Source organism: Hyphomicrobium sp. (assembly GCF_051860585.1).
Lineage (GTDB): Bacteria > Pseudomonadota > Alphaproteobacteria > Rhizobiales > Hyphomicrobiaceae > Hyphomicrobium_C.
Genome location: NZ_JBHYDS010000015.1, coordinates 1 through 14,095, shown reverse-complemented (window position 1 = coordinate 14,095; position 14,095 = coordinate 1). Strand labels below are relative to the sequence as shown.

Genomic DNA, 14,095 nt, shown 5'->3' with positions numbered 1-14,095 from the left:
CGTCCTTCCCCGGCGCTTGTCAACCGGTCGAACCCACCGCGGCTCTACTGGAACGCTGGAGACTGTAGGATTTCCGCCGAACCCGAACCGCGCCCGCCATCCTTGATCCGGCTTTGCAGCAAGATGGTGATGGTGCGCCGATTCTGCGCCAGGCATGCCGCGTCCGGACAATCGGACACCCGCTCTTCACGGCCGCGCCCGTAAGCCGTCAGCCGATCGGATGCAACGCCTTCCGCAATCAGCCTGTCACGGACGACCGCAGCCCGCCGCTCGGAAAGCTCGACGGTCTCCTCGTCGGGCAGAGCCCCGTCGTCCGCGTGACCTTCGACGGCGGCCGACAGCCAGGGGTTCTGGGTGAGGAATCGCGCTTGCGCCTGAATGACACTCTGGGCGCGCGTCCCAAGGCTCGCGCTGCCCGCGCTGAAGAACACGCGGTCGCCGGCAGCGGAAAGAAACCGGCCGTCGATGTCGGCGGAGACTCGCGCTTGCAGCAGCGCGCTCCGGCTCAGCGGCCGGTCGACAGCGAGCGCGGCGCGCGTTTCGGCATTGGTCCAAGTCGAGCCGGCCTCAACCGCCGCCGCCGTGGCGCCCGCGCCAGTGGGCGCATGAGCGGGCGCAGGAACGGGATAGGCGGTCGGTGTCGTCGATCCTGTCGTGGTGCTGTAGATTCGCCCGAGATGCTGGCGCGCCTCGGTCGCCTGCACGCTCCGTGGCGCCTCAGCGATCAGGCGCTCGAACAGAGGCTGCGCCTGGTCCACGCGACCGCCTTCGAGCGCCGCCATGGCCTCGCCATAGAGCTTCTCGGCCGTATCGGCAGGTGCGGATTTCTGCCAGCCCTCGAAGAACCAGCGGTTGCTTCCGTCGTCATTCGCCTCGCTCTTCGCCTCCGGCATCCCGGCGGGAGGTTCGACGACGGAAAAGCCGTTGTGTGGATTTCGGATGTTGAACGTGCCGAGCGGCACTTCACCGGCGGCTTCGCCGCGCGTTTGCGATCGTGCCGCATCGGACGTCAGGAGAGCGGCCAGGCAGACGACGGAGAATGCTGCGACTTCAGCCAGCTGGCGAACTTCGCCGGAAATCGAGTGGCGAGCTTCGCGAACGATCGATTTATGTCCTGCGGCCGCACGGTGCGCGCGCATGAAGGCATCCTCACTTCACCGGCCGTTGGAAGCGTGCGGAAAACCAGCCGGAACCTGCCCACGTGTGCGCTTCCAATGCGGCCAAACTTTGCCACCGGAGCGCCAAAACCAGGCAGAAAAGCAACAGTGCACGGCCGCTAAGCGCGAAACAGGATGAGGAGGGCAGCAGGGTGGAACGGAAGCGCCACACCCACCGCCCCGCCGCACCCGGCAGGTCGCGAAACGCGCGCCAAAAGCAAAAAAGCACGCGAGCCTGGGCTCGTGCGCTTTTGAAATTGAATGCTGCAAGCCGCCGGACCGCGCGATGGCAAACGGCGGCCGTCGAGTCTTACGAAGCGACGCGGTTGTTGAGCACCGTCTGCGCGCGCCGGTTCTGCGACCAGCACGAGATGTCGTTGCAGACGGCCACCGGCCGTTCCTTGCCGTAGGAGATGGTGCGAACGCGATTCGCCGCGACACCGTTCTGGGCCAAGTAATTGCGGACCGACGTTGCGCGCCGTGCGCCGAGCGCGATGTTGTATTCGCGCGTGCCGCGCTCGTCCGCGTGGCCTTCAACCGTGATCGTGAACTGCGGATACTGCCTCAACCACTGCGACTGCTTGGCCAGGATCGCCTGCGCTTCGGGCGTCAGGTCCGTGCTGTCAGATGAGAAGTACACGAGGTCGCCGACGTTGACGCTGAAGTCGCGCTGCGTGCCGGGCGTGATCGGACCTTTGCCGTCCGGACCGAGCTGCGAGTTCGGATCGTTTTGATTGTTGGCGCACCCGCCCAGGGTCGCTGCCGTCAGCGCGAGCAATACCGCACACATAAAGCCCGAGGCCCGGAAAACAGGCGCCATAAATCTTCCTTTCGTAGGCTCGACGGCCGCACGCCCGCGCACCGGAGCCAAAAGTCCCCTAACCACCCAGTTACCCGAGCTGAAGTACGAAAATGTGGCCACGTCCCGCGCGAAACCGAGATCCGCGAAAAATGACCTCATCGTCAAAGCTCGAGTCGTTCCCTCGGCGCTTCCCGCAAACGTCGCCCCGCCTCTGATGGGCTTTGAAGACTGGCCCAACGCTGCCTGAGCGCGGGCGGCACAGAGCCGCCATATGGGCCGTCCGGAAGACGCGAGCCGAAAATGAGCGATATCACCCGATGCGGCAAGCAGCGAATGTGACAGCGATTAAATCGTCTGGGGAAAGAGGCTGGAAGAGCGCACACCGACGCAGAGCAGCTTATCGGCGGTAAATGTGGCCCCGAATCCAAGCCGTCAGTGAGACCAAGCCTTCAGCCGGGTGCCGGACTGTCTCTGCTGCGGGCGCAAGCGCCGGATCTCTGCGGCGTTCAGCCACTCGCCGGAGTGTCCGCGCGGCCGCGCTTCGCGCGTTACGACAAAGCGCAGCGTGCTTTAGAAAAAGAACGTGCTTTAGAAAAAAACAGAGCTGCCGCAGCATTCGCTACGACAGCTCTAATTTTCAAATCTGCCTGGACTTTAGATCCAAGCCGACTTTGAATTCGCCTTAGCGAACGTCGGCAACAGCCGGAACGTCTGCGCCGAGCTTGAGCGGAGCAGCCTCTTCACGACGGCAAGCGCCGAGAGCGACAGCAACGATAGCAGCGGCAAGAACGATAGCGCCCTTCATGGTAGTTCTCCTGTTGTGTCCCAAAAAATTTTCGGACGTTAGCGAGCCACTTCCGTGGCAGTCGGAACCTCGGCGCCGAGTTTCAACGGCGCCGCCTCTTCACGACGGCAAGCGCCGAGCGCAACAGCGACGACGGCAGCCGAGAGAATGATCAGCCCCTTCACACCCTGCATGGTCTTATCTCCTGATGCTTGTTCGGCAACGAGCCGTATATGTGGGTACCGGCGCTGCATGATTTGATCAAGAACTGAGGGTGCCAAGACACTGTTTTCCCCCCTCGTTGATGCGAAAATGCAACTCGATATCTGTACGCCCTAAGCAACTTGAGACGAAACGCTCTACCGGCGGAAACGACTGATTTTCCAACCTTAATTCCATCTCGGCACGCCGGGGCGCACATGCAAGATAGAGAGTGGCCGGTTAAAGCCGCGTTAATCGCTGTCTCAGTTCAGGAGCGGTGACCAGGCCGGGTCGGACCCGAACGATGGCGTGTTGACGACTCGTTCGTTGTAGCCGGTGAGATCGACCGAATAGATTCGCGACCCTCCCGTCTCCCCCTGGCTTTCCCGGAAGAACATCAAAACGCGCCCGTTGGGAGCCCAGGTCGGCCCCTCGTTGTGGTAGCCCTCGGTCAAGACGCGCTCCCCGGACCCGTCCGGACGCATGACGCCGATCAGGAATCGGCCTGCGAGCTGCTTGGTGAACGCGATGTAGTCGCCGCGCGGCGACCAGACCGGCGTCGAATAGCGCCCCTCGCCCATGCTGATCCGCCGCGGATTGCTACCGTCGGATCCCATCACGAATAGCTGCTGCGTGCCGTCGCGATCGGATTCGAACACGATCTCGTGCCCGTTGGGCGCATAGGACGGGCTGGTGTCGAGCGCACTCGAGTTGGTGAGCTGCCGCGTCTGGCGCGTTCGCAGGTTCATTTCGAAAATGTTCGAATCACTGCCGCTCTGCAGGCTCATGATCACGCTCTGGCCGTCCGGCGAGAATCTAGGTGCAAACGTCATGCCCGGAAACTCGCCGACCGCTTCCCGCTTGCCGGTCTCGAGGTTCATCAGGAACACGTGCGGCTGGTCCTTCGTGTAGGCCATGAAGGCGATCTCGCTCGCGATCGGATTGAAGCGCGGCGTCAGAACGAGCTCCTGGCCCTGCGTGAGCAGGCGCACGTTGGCGCCGTCCTGGTCCATGATCGCGAGCCGCTTCACCCGCTTCGCCTTCGATCCCGTCTCGTCGACGAACACGACCCGGGTATCGAAGTATCCCTTTTCGCCCGTCAGGCGCTCGTAAACCTGGTCCGCCACGAGATGGCCGACGCGCCGCCAGTTCTGCGATCCGGTCGTGAACCGCTGCCCCGCGAGCTGCTTGCCGCTGGTCACGTCCCAGAGCCGGAATTCGCTCATGAGCTTGCCGTCCGGCCCGCGCGTCACGCGTCCCACGGCCAACGCTTCGGCGCCGATCTGCCGCCAATCGGGGAAGCGTGGCAACGCGTTGACATCACGGATATTTTCAAGAAATGACGCGGGATCGAGCGGCTGGAACAAGCCCGAGCGCTCGAGATCGGCCATCACCACCTGCGCCACATCGGCCGCGAGCTTGGGGTCGTCGCCCGTAAACACCGGGATCGCGATCGGGATCGGCGCCACCGTGCCCTGGCGCTGCGTACCGCGCAGGCCATCCGGCGAAAAACCGTCGACGCCCGCGCCGGGGCGCGAGTCGCCGCTGCCGCCGCTGGTCGGTGGACCCGGCGGGCCTTGCTGAGCGGGCGGCGGCACCTCGTAGCCCTGCTGACGCAATTGATCGCCGAATCCCCCACCCCCACCGCCGCCACCTGCAGGGGGACGATAAGCGTCGTCCGCCTGCGCGCGCGCCGGCGAAACCAAAACCGGCATCGTGCCGACCGCTGCGGCAACGAGGAGAACAGCACAGACACGGACGAAGTGCTTGGGCAGTGCGCGCAGCGCATGCGTGGGAAGGAGGCGTGGTTCGGTCATGGTCCTCATCTTCGATGTCATCGTGGCGCTTTCCTGCTCGTGGAAGGCCAAAACCCCATAAATCGGGCGTGAGCGCGGCACCTTTGGCATACGCTTACAGCATTTCGCGCGGATCGAAGTCCCAGATGATCGACTTCCAGGCCCAATAGCGATCCTGCGGCAGCGTGAACGGCGAGCACGACTTGACCGCGCGCACCGCCGCTTCGGCTGCGATTTGGAACACGGGGCCGGATTGCGGGGCCTCGATGGCGGGCTCACCTTCGAGCGTTCCGTCCGGACGCAGCCGCCAGCGCACGGTCACGACCATGGTCTCGATCCCACCGCCGCCGCCCGGCAGCTTCCAACACGCCCGCAATTGCTGGCTGATCTGGGCCCGCAGCAGATCCTGCTCACGCACGGAAAGCCGCGGCGCGTCGCCCTCGGCGGCGCCTGCGGTCGGTCCGGTGTAGTCGGTCGGCTCCGTCGGCTCGGTCGCGGAATTCGGCGCGCCCTTGCGGGTCGGATCCTTGTCGAGCAGCGCGGCCAGGCGATCGGCCTGCTCCTGCTTTTTCTTCTTCTCGAGGTCCTTTTTCTTCTGTTCGGCGAGCTTCTTCTTGCGCGCTTTTTCGCGCTCTTCAGCCTTCTTTTTCTCGTCGGCCTTCTTCTTGTCCTCTTCGGCTTTTTTCTTCTCGTCCTCGGCCTTTTTCTTATCTTCGGCCTGCTTCAACTCCTCCGCCTTCTTCTCCTCCTCGACCTTTTTCAGCTCGTCGGGAGTCGGTCCCGGCGGCGGGTCGGGCGGCATGGCGGCGAGCTTTTCCGCGATCGGATCGGGTTTCGGGGGCTCGGCCTTCGGGGGCTCGGGAGGTGGCGGCGCCTCTTCCACCTTTTTCTCGGGCTCGGGAGGCGTCGGCTCGACGGGAAGCTCGGGCGCGAGAATCGGCTTCGGCTTCTCCGCCTCGAGCTTCGACATCTCGGGTTTCGGCTCGTCCTTGGCCTTCGCTTCAATCTCGGTCGCGGTCGTGCTGCCCTTCTTGAGCGCAAGCAGGTCAGACGGCGTGATGAGCGCGACTTCGATCGGCGCGGGCTCCGGCGCCTTGAGCGGCGGCGTCGAGAGCATGGCGAGGTACATCCACGCCAGCGCGCCGCCATGTAGAAGGATCGACAGGGTCAAGCCGAACGGCACGGCAGGCCCCCGTTTTCAAGGCGCAAACCGAGTACTGTATGGCAGGCGTCACGGCAGACGGCGTCCGCCACGGAGACCAGCTCCGGCCGGTATGATGTCGGCGGGCTGGCGCGATCCCGCGCCGCGCTCCCTCGCCTGAACTGCATCATGCCATCGTCCTCGCACAAGCCCTGCGGAGGAACCCCTGCCTCCGATGCTCGATCATTGCGGGGCGGCAGCCCCGTCCTCCACTTCCGTCACCAGCGAAACCTTCTTGAAGCCGCCGGCGCTGATCCGTCCCATGACGCGCATGATCGCGCCGTAGTTCGTGCCCTTGTCGCCACGCACGAAGATCTGCTCTTCGACGCCGTTCTTCGCGATTGCCTTGAGCTTTTCGGCCACCTCGTCGATCGTGACCTTGGTTTCGCCGATGAAAACATCCCCGTTGGACGAAAGCGAGATGGTGAGCGGCTCGTGATTGCTTTCGAGCTGCTTTCCTTGCGACTGCGGCAGCTCGATCGGCACGCCGACCGTCAGCAAGGGCGCCGAGACCATGAAGATGATCAGCAGCACGAGCATCACGTCGACCATCGGCGTGACGTTGATCTCGCTCATGGGCGCGCGCCGGCCGCGACGGCTTCTGCGCCGGCCGCCACCACCCGCAGCGTTGAGGCTCATTCCCATCTTAGTGTCCCGATTCCGAAGTTCGCTTGAGTTTTAGGCTAGGTCCCAGAGCGAACTTCGGAATCACAAGGGACACTAGAATCATAGACTTGCTAGTGTGATTCAGATCGAGAAATTCACTCGGATCCAGGCGGCTTGATATGGCGAATTTCTCGATCATCACACGAGGCGGTCAGCTCCTCACGTCGATCTGGCGCGAAACGATTGCGGCGAACTCGTCGGCGAACGCCTCGAGCCGCTGCGCGATCTGGGCCGAATCGGCGGAAAACTTATTGTAGAAAATGACCGCCGGAATAGCGGCCATCAGCCCGAGCGCGGTCGCAAACAGCGCTTCGGCGATACCCGGCGCGACGACGGCGAGGCTGGTGTTCTTTGAGATCGCGATCGCCTGGAAGCTCTGCATGATGCCCCAGACGGTTCCGAACAGCCCGACGAACGGCGCCGTCGAACCCACGGTGGCGAGAAACAGCAGCCGCCGGTCGAGCCGTTCCATCTCGCGGCTGATGGTGACGTCCATGACTTTCTCGACACGCAGCTGGATGCCGCCGAGCGCGCGGATGTTGCCCTCGACGGAGCGTTTCCATTCGCGCATGGCCGCCACGAACAGCGCCGCCATGGTGATCGTCGGCCCGCGCGAGAGACCGTTGTAAAGCTCGTCGAGCGACTGCCCGGACCAGAATGTCTGCTCGAAGCGGTCGGCCTCGATGCGGGCGCGCCGGAACGCGATCAGCTTTTCGATGATGATCGCCCACGACCAGATCGAGGCGAGGCCGAGGCCGCTCATGACGATCTGAACAGTTGGCGAGGCTTGGAGGAACAGCTCAATGAAGGATACGCCATGCGCGGCAGGCGCAAGGGCGGTTTGCGTCACGTCTTGCGGATTCATTGCGTCAACCGTCTTTCGAGGCTTCGAGCGGGCGGCCGAGGCGCCATGAAGATTGAGTGTGCCGAATCGGCAATCCGCTCCCCAGCCCCAGCGGATCGAACGTGCACCGGCGCGCACAGTGCATCAAGAACCTTGTTGCCGCGCAATATGACCAAATAAGGGTCGGACTGCCCAGCTGCGCGCCACGGCGAAGCGATTCTCGATCGAGCTGGATCCCGCGCCAGGACCCTCGCTCGACGTATCCTCGCAACCCAGAGCACGGGCAGCACCGCAGGAGCATTCCAACTGCTGCAGTGAACGCGGTTCCGGCATTTCAACACGTGGGCATGTCAGCTTCTTTTCTTAGCTTTTCTTGGACGGGCCAAAGCCAAGTTTCCTTGCCGGACGTCTCTCTCCACCTCCCGGAGCGAGGCGTTGATGTTTTTCTTCCATTTAGGGCCACGCGACTTTGCTTCCTCAAGAGCCTCCTCAAAGGCCGCGCTGTCTGTCTCGAGGAACACGTCGATAAGATCCTTTGCTTGCTTCAAATCCTTGCTGCGCTTCGCTGGATTGGTTCGCCGCTCCTGAGCGATAAGAAGCTTATGGATTGCATACCGCATGGGAGGCGGAACGCTGACGAGCACCCCGGTGCCATACAAGGCGACAGCCTCAACGCTCTCCTCAGCGAGATATTCCATGAATTTCAATGCCTCCGCGGAGCATCGAAGTTCGTCGATCAGCACAGGCGATTTTCGCCCGCGACCGAAGGTCGTCAGAACGTCGATTTGAAACTTGTTGTCGGCGACGAAGACCTTAGGGAGTCGATCATCCCGGCTCATGCGTGCCTTGAAAGTCGGATCCGCACGTTTCAAAATCGCTTCAAGGTCTTGAGGTTCGCCAGCAGCAACGAAAGACGAAACCAGCAGGTCGGCGTCGTTCGTCATCAGCGCGCTCGACGGCAGATAGGCACCGACGAGGCACGGATATGTTTGATAGGCCGAGGTGCCAACGAGGACGACTCCCTGCTTAAACAAACCGGCGTTGGCGACTGTCTCGAGAACCCTGCCAAGCGGAAGCGTTGGACCTGGTATGTATGCTTTCTTTAGGACAGAAACGGTGGTTCTCAGACCTTTCGCGTGCTCTGCCGCGCGGCGGATCTCTTCAGCTTGAGCTTGCGCACCTGGATCGTTGGCGGGTCCGAGAGATCTCTGATTCCGCGTCGCGCCATCTTTGGTCGTAACGTAGAGATAGTCCTTCCCTTTGATTTTTCTCACTGACACAGATCCGTGCGCAACATCGGCCAAGCCGATGCTTTGCAAGAGATCTGCGTACATGGTCTGAAAATTGAGGGGTATCGGCCTCATGGTTAGATACACTCTACGTTTTTTGTATCTAACAGTTAGCATGTCCCTAGTTAGATACAAATAAAATTTTTTGTATCTCGCGTCGACGGTCGCTCTAAACGACACCCCGCGGCTCGATATGTCGATCCCTCAACGCCCGCAAAGTCCGATGTGTCTTCCCCGGTGCACTTCGGAGTCCGCCCGCCCTAAACCGCCCGGGGCCCATGCAGGATGAGCAGCGCGCCCGCCACGCAGATCGCGCCGCCCGCCACGTCCCAGCGGTCCGGCCGCACGCCTTCGAACGCCCACAGCCAGATCAGCGACGCCGCGATGTAGATCCCGCCGTAGGCGGCATAGGCGCGTCCGGCGAATTCGGTATCGATGCGCGTCAACAGCCACGCGAACGCGACCAGAGCCGCGATCCCCGGCACCAGCCAGTACGCCGGCGCGCCCTGCCGCGCCCACGCCCAGATGGCGAAACAGCCTGCGATTTCGAGCAGCGCGGTGAGCCCGAAGATGGCGAGCGACGTCATGCGCCCTGCTCCAAAAGGCCAAGCCAGCCGCCGGTCTTCGGGTCGTAGGCTTGGATTTCGCCGGCTTCCATGTCGTAGAGCCAGCCGTGGATGTTGATGCGCCCCTCGGCGACGCCCCGCGCCACGATCTCGTAGGTCATGAGGTTGTCGAGCTGGAACTGGATGTGCGCGCGGATGGTGGCGAGGCTGCGTTCCGCCTCCGGTACGCGCGCCGCCGCCACGAGTTGATGCGCAGGCCGCGTATATTCGACCCAGCGCCCGAGATGCGCCTCTGAGTTTGGCGGCAGCGGCTCGGCAAGGGCCTGGATCCCGCCGCACCCGGTATGTCCGCACACGACGATGTCGTCGACGCCGAGATGACCCAGCGCATATTCGATCGCCGCGCCCACCGCTTCGTCGGCGGCAAACGACGGCGGCACGCAGTTGGCGATGTTGCGCACTTCGAACAACTCGCCCGGATCGGCGGACGTGATCTGCGACGGCACCACGCGGCTGTCGCAGCAGCCGATCCAGAGCAGCCTCGGCTTCTGCTTCTTGGTGGCGAGGCTTTTGTAGAAGGCCTTGTCGCGCTCGAACTCCATCCGGAAGCGCTCGTGCCCCTGCATCGCGTCCTTGATGTCGAGATCGATGCCGTCGGCATCCTTCGTGGTCGTCATGGTTCCCCCCGGAACTTCCTCAACATGATGAATGCCGTCCCTGCGGCGCGGCGCATCATCCTCGCCCCGCCCCGACTTGTCTATGCGCCTTACTTTTGGGCAGGCGTTCCCGCAGGCGCGGTCCCGGCAAAAGCCTCGCGCACCTCGGCCGGAACACGCAGCGGCTTGCCCGACACCGCCACCAGCACAACCGTCACCTCGGCTTCGAACACGCGCCGCCCCTGATTGAGCACCGCCTGCAGCAGCGTCACGCTCGCGCCGCCGATCTCCTTCACGCGCGTCTCGACGATCAGCACGTCGTCCATGCGCGATGGCCGCAGGAAATCGCAATTCATGCGCCGCACGACGAACGCGGCCGGCTCCCGGCTCGCCGAGCCGTCGATCATGCGGCGCGAATCCGTGCCGAGCAGCCGCAGGAAATCCGTCCTCCCGCGCTCGCACCAGCGGATGTAGGAGGCGTGATACGCGATGCCGCCCGCGTCCGTATCCTCGAAGTAGACACGCACCGGCAGCACGTGGTGGCGCCCGCTCGCATCGTCGACGATGCGGCCCGCCAGATCCGGCCACACTCCGGTCGAGTGGTCCGGCGCGCCATCGCTCGTAGGTGTGTCAGTCATGGGATCTCTGCTGGAAGCTGGCGGTGTCAGGCAAACGTGCGCCCCGATTCGACGGTCACGAGCACGATCTCCGGCGGCGCACCGAACCGGATCGGCAGACTGGAGCATCCGAGCCCGGCCGAAACGATCAGATTGCGCTCCTCCTCGACGATGTGGCCGAACAGGTAGCGCTGACCGTAGCGGGAAGGAACCACCGGCGCATAACCGAACACGCGCACCTGCCCGCCGTGCGTATGCCCGGCGAGCGTCAACGCCACGCGCTTGGGCACCTCGGGAAAGATGTCCGGCTCATGCACCATGAGAAGGACCGGCGCGTCGTCGGTGACCTTTTCGAGTGTGCCGTCGAGATCGTCCACGCCCTCGTACGCATCGCCGCGGAAATCGAACGTGTTCGGATCGACCGTCGGCCAGAACGCCCATTGATCGCCGAGCCCCGCGACCCAGAACGGCAGGCCGTCCTTTTCCAGCCGCACCGCATCGTTCTCGTAGACGGGAATGCCGGCTGCTTCGAGCGCCTGCCGGGCCTTGATGGGTCCGCCGCGCCGCTCCTGCACCTCGATATCTTCCCACCAGTCGTGATTGCCCAGCACGGCATGCACGCCGAGCGGCGCTTTGAGGTGAGCCAGCGCCTCGGCCCACTCGGCATGCGGAATGACGCGCCCGAAGCGCGCCATCCGCCCGCCGGGCACGAAGTCGCCGAGCAGGAAGACCATATCGGGCATGAGCGCATTCGTGCGGGCCACGATCTGGCGCAGCCGGTCCATGCCGAGCCAGGGCTCGCAAATGTGGAGGTCCGTGATAATCGCAATGCGCAACGCCAGCCCCGTAGGCCAATCCGGCGGCGACACGGCATAGCGCGTCACGCCGAGCCGGTACGGTTCGGCCAGCCCATAGCCGCCGAACGTCATCGTCGCCACACCCGAAAGCGCAAGGCCTTTGAGCAATTGTCTACGGGTAATCAAAAGATTCCTCTCGGACTGCACGGACGAAAGAATGACGGCCTGGCCGGAAACGGTCCGTCGAAGCCGCGGCCGACGATACGCCGCACCGAAGCATCAAGTCATGACCGGAACGTTGCGTCATGACGTCCGCCCCGCGCCGCCTTGAGCGCTTCCGGAAACAAGAGTGCTTCCGGAAAAGTGGGAACCGGTCATGGCGAAGCCATGCCAGCAACCGAGTGGCGAAGCCATGCCAGCAACCGAGTGGCGAAGCCATGCCAGCAACCGAGTGGCGAAGCCATGCCAGCAACTGAGTGGCGAAGCCATGCCAGCAGCCGAGTGGCGAAGCCATGCCAGCCAAGTGTCCGATAAGAAGCACGACAAATAGAGAGCTAGAGTCTTTCCGCAAAACAACCAAAAAACCGGAAAGACACTAGTCCTCTTCGCCCGCCTCGAACATCGGCAGCTCGGGCGTCGCGGCCCGCGACGGTCCCGAGAGCCCGAGATGGCGGAACGCCTTCATCGTCAGCACACGGCCGCGCGGCGTCCGCCCGATGAACCCCTGTTGCAAAAGATAAGGCTCGACGATTTCCTCGACCGCGTCGCGCGGTTCCGACAGCGCCGCCGCAATGGTTTCAATGCCCACCGGTCCGCCTTCGTAAGTACCCGCGATGCACGTGAGGTAGCGATGGTCGAGCGCATCGAGCCCCGCATGATCGACCTCGAGCGCTCGTAGCGCCACATCCGCCACGCCCGCGTCGATCACCGGCGCACCCGCGACCGCCGCAAAGTCGCGCACACGCCGCAACAGCCGGCCCGCGATGCGCGGCGTGCCGCGCGCACGCCGCGCGATTTCCGTCGCCCCATCCGGCGAGATCGGCGCGCCGAGCACGCGCGCGCCCCGCGTCACCACGCTTTCGAGTTCCGGCACGGTGTAGAAGTTGAGCCGGATCGGAATGCCGAAGCGGTCGCGCAGCGGCGTGGTCAGCAGGCCCGAGCGCGTCGTCGCGCCGACCAGCGTGAACTTCGCCAGATCGATCCGCACCGAGCGCGCCGCCGGCCCCTCGCCGATGATGAGATCGAGCTGGAAGTCCTCCATGGCCGGATAGAGGATTTCCTCGATCGCCGGATTGAGGCGATGGATCTCGTCGATGAACAGCACGTCGCGCTCTTCGAGATTGGTCAGCAGCGCCGCCAGATCGCCCGCCTTCGAGATCACCGGCCCCGAGGTGGCCCGAAATCCGACGCCAAGCTCCTTCGCCATGATCTGCGCCAGCGTCGTCTTGCCGAGACCCGGCGGCCCGGCGAACAGCACATGGTCGAGCGCATCGCCGCGCGCCCGCGCCGCTTCGATGAACACGCGCAGGTTCGCGCGAGCCTGCTCCTGGCCCACGAATTCGTCGAGCGAACGCGGCCGGATGGACGTTTCGAAGGCGTCCGCCTCGCGTTTCGCTCCGCTGATGAGGCGGTCGGTCATGTTTTGTTCGTGGCCGTGTTTGCGCGTCGCGTCAAGCGCGTGTCCTCAATGACGGTAGGACAACGACCTGCCCACGCACCCCGACCTGCTCACCGGAAGGAGCCAGGGCCTGCTGGCCGATCAAAAGCCCCCTCACCCCAACCCTCTCCCCAGGGGGAGAGGGAGCCCGTGCAGCGAAAGCCACGCACGTCCCCTCTCCCCAGGGAGAGAGGGACAGGGTGAGGGAGAGCCACGCACTTCCTCTCCCCTCGGGGAGAGGGAGCCAGTTGGTGCGAGCGAAAGCCACCCACTTCCGCCCTCCCCTCGGGGAGAGCGGGCCCGTGCAGCGAAAGCCACGCACTTCCCCTCTCCCCTCGGGGAGAGGGACAGGGTGAGGGGGGAGAGAAGCTCGGTGAGCGGTCAAGGATGGGGCGCCAGGGAGCGCGACGCGGGCGATACCCTACGCTCTGCGGCAGAGCATGCGCCCGAAAATCAGCGCAATCGCCGGCGGCACGGCCGCCAGCAACCCGTACATGATGGCGTGCTTGGACGTCGCCGCCCTGAGTGCCTCGACCGTGGCCGGATCGGTCGCCGAAACGTCGAGCGGCGCATAAGGCGCGTTGATGTAGCCGAAATAGGCGACCGCACCGGTCCAAATCAGCGACAGCACCAGCCACACCGGAAACGAAAACAGTTTGCACATCGCACGATCCTCCGTTGAGTACGAACATTCTTTGATAGTGAGCGGTCGCGTCAAGTGCGCGGGCACGCGTCCTCGCGCAATCTTCTTGTCAATCCGCGCCCAGCCAAAGCCCTGAATCTCACGCCCGATTGAAGTGTGTGGCAACGATGCCGTGTGCTCGTGGCCAAGCTGCAATAGTTTAAAGCAACAGGTGATTCGACCTGTCATCAGAGGGGGAGCGGGTTATGCGATTCAAACTGACGCTGGCGATCATCACGAGTTTTGTAGCGGCCCCGGCCGTCGCTGAACAAGCCACGCCGGCCCGAGGTGTCTACGCTGGCATCTTCGGCGGTGGAGGCTCCAGCACCGCCACTGACGTCACACAGCTCGGCACTGCCTTTTTTCCCGAGGCCGTGGGG

The 14,095-nt window shown here is 63.8% G+C and carries 15 protein-coding genes; all 15 read right to left on the bottom strand.

Annotated elements, in window-relative coordinates; all coding sequences use genetic code 11:
• Window positions 1-44: 44 nt before the first annotated feature.
• The gene (locus ACTIFK_RS17885; RefSeq protein WP_439544372.1) at window positions 45-1,139 is read right to left on the bottom strand and encodes an OmpA family protein; all 1,095 of its coding nucleotides are present in this window, start codon (window positions 1,137-1,139) and stop codon (window positions 45-47) included.
• Window positions 1,140-1,467: 328 nt separating this feature from the next.
• A complete protein-coding gene (gene pal, locus ACTIFK_RS17880) occupies window positions 1,468-1,977 on the bottom strand; it encodes a peptidoglycan-associated lipoprotein Pal (protein ID WP_439544371.1) in 510 nt (169 codons plus the stop codon).
• Window positions 1,978-2,641: 664 nt separating this feature from the next.
• Window positions 2,642-2,764, bottom strand: a complete 123-nt coding sequence (locus ACTIFK_RS17875; protein WP_291151118.1) for a hypothetical protein — start codon at window positions 2,762-2,764, stop codon at window positions 2,642-2,644.
• 38 nt (window positions 2,765-2,802) lie between these two features.
• The gene (locus ACTIFK_RS17870) at window positions 2,803-2,937 is read right to left on the bottom strand and encodes a hypothetical protein (RefSeq protein ID WP_291151120.1); all 135 of its coding nucleotides are present in this window, start codon (window positions 2,935-2,937) and stop codon (window positions 2,803-2,805) included.
• 270 nt (window positions 2,938-3,207) lie between these two features.
• Window positions 3,208-4,761 carry a Tol-Pal system beta propeller repeat protein TolB gene (gene tolB, locus ACTIFK_RS17865; protein WP_439544370.1) on the bottom strand — a complete coding sequence of 518 codons (1,554 nt, stop codon included), beginning with the start codon at window positions 4,759-4,761 and terminating at the stop codon, window positions 3,208-3,210.
• 94 nt (window positions 4,762-4,855) lie between these two features.
• Window positions 4,856-5,923: a cell envelope integrity protein TolA gene (tolA, locus tag ACTIFK_RS17860; protein ID WP_439544369.1), complete on the bottom strand. Its 1,068-nt coding sequence runs from the start codon at window positions 5,921-5,923 to the stop codon at window positions 4,856-4,858.
• A gap of 201 nt (window positions 5,924-6,124) precedes the next feature.
• Complete coding sequence (tolR, locus tag ACTIFK_RS17855; RefSeq protein WP_439544368.1) at window positions 6,125-6,586, bottom strand: protein TolR; 462 nt, start codon at window positions 6,584-6,586, stop codon at window positions 6,125-6,127.
• 172 nt (window positions 6,587-6,758) lie between these two features.
• Window positions 6,759-7,472, bottom strand: a complete 714-nt coding sequence (tolQ, locus tag ACTIFK_RS17850) for a protein TolQ (protein WP_439544367.1) — start codon at window positions 7,470-7,472, stop codon at window positions 6,759-6,761.
• A 329-nt stretch (window positions 7,473-7,801) separates the two neighbouring features.
• On the bottom strand, window positions 7,802-8,725 hold the full coding sequence (locus ACTIFK_RS17845) for a GSU2403 family nucleotidyltransferase fold protein (RefSeq protein WP_439544366.1): 924 nt from the start codon (window positions 8,723-8,725) through the stop codon (window positions 7,802-7,804).
• Between the two features lie 275 nt (window positions 8,726-9,000).
• On the bottom strand, window positions 9,001-9,327 hold the full coding sequence (locus ACTIFK_RS17840) for a YnfA family protein (RefSeq protein ID WP_439544365.1): 327 nt from the start codon (window positions 9,325-9,327) through the stop codon (window positions 9,001-9,003).
• Window positions 9,324-9,983 carry a carbonic anhydrase gene (locus ACTIFK_RS17835; RefSeq protein ID WP_439544364.1) on the bottom strand — a complete coding sequence of 220 codons (660 nt, stop codon included), beginning with the start codon at window positions 9,981-9,983 and terminating at the stop codon, window positions 9,324-9,326. Before ACTIFK_RS17835 ends, ACTIFK_RS17840 begins: the two co-directional genes overlap by 4 nt.
• Before the next feature lie 89 nt (window positions 9,984-10,072).
• Complete coding sequence (locus ACTIFK_RS17830) at window positions 10,073-10,600, bottom strand: YbgC/FadM family acyl-CoA thioesterase (RefSeq protein ID WP_439544363.1); 528 nt, start codon at window positions 10,598-10,600, stop codon at window positions 10,073-10,075.
• 26 nt (window positions 10,601-10,626) lie between these two features.
• Entirely contained in the window at window positions 10,627-11,562 is a 936-nt protein-coding gene (locus ACTIFK_RS17825) for a metallophosphoesterase (RefSeq protein ID WP_439544362.1), read from the bottom strand.
• A 409-nt stretch (window positions 11,563-11,971) separates the two neighbouring features.
• Entirely contained in the window at window positions 11,972-13,015 is a 1,044-nt protein-coding gene (gene ruvB, locus ACTIFK_RS17820) for a Holliday junction branch migration DNA helicase RuvB (RefSeq protein WP_439544361.1), read from the bottom strand.
• A 439-nt stretch (window positions 13,016-13,454) separates the two neighbouring features.
• Window positions 13,455-13,697, bottom strand: coding sequence for a hypothetical protein (locus ACTIFK_RS17815; RefSeq protein ID WP_439544360.1), 243 nt, complete (start codon window positions 13,695-13,697; stop codon window positions 13,455-13,457).
• Window positions 13,698-14,095 lie beyond the last annotated feature (398 nt).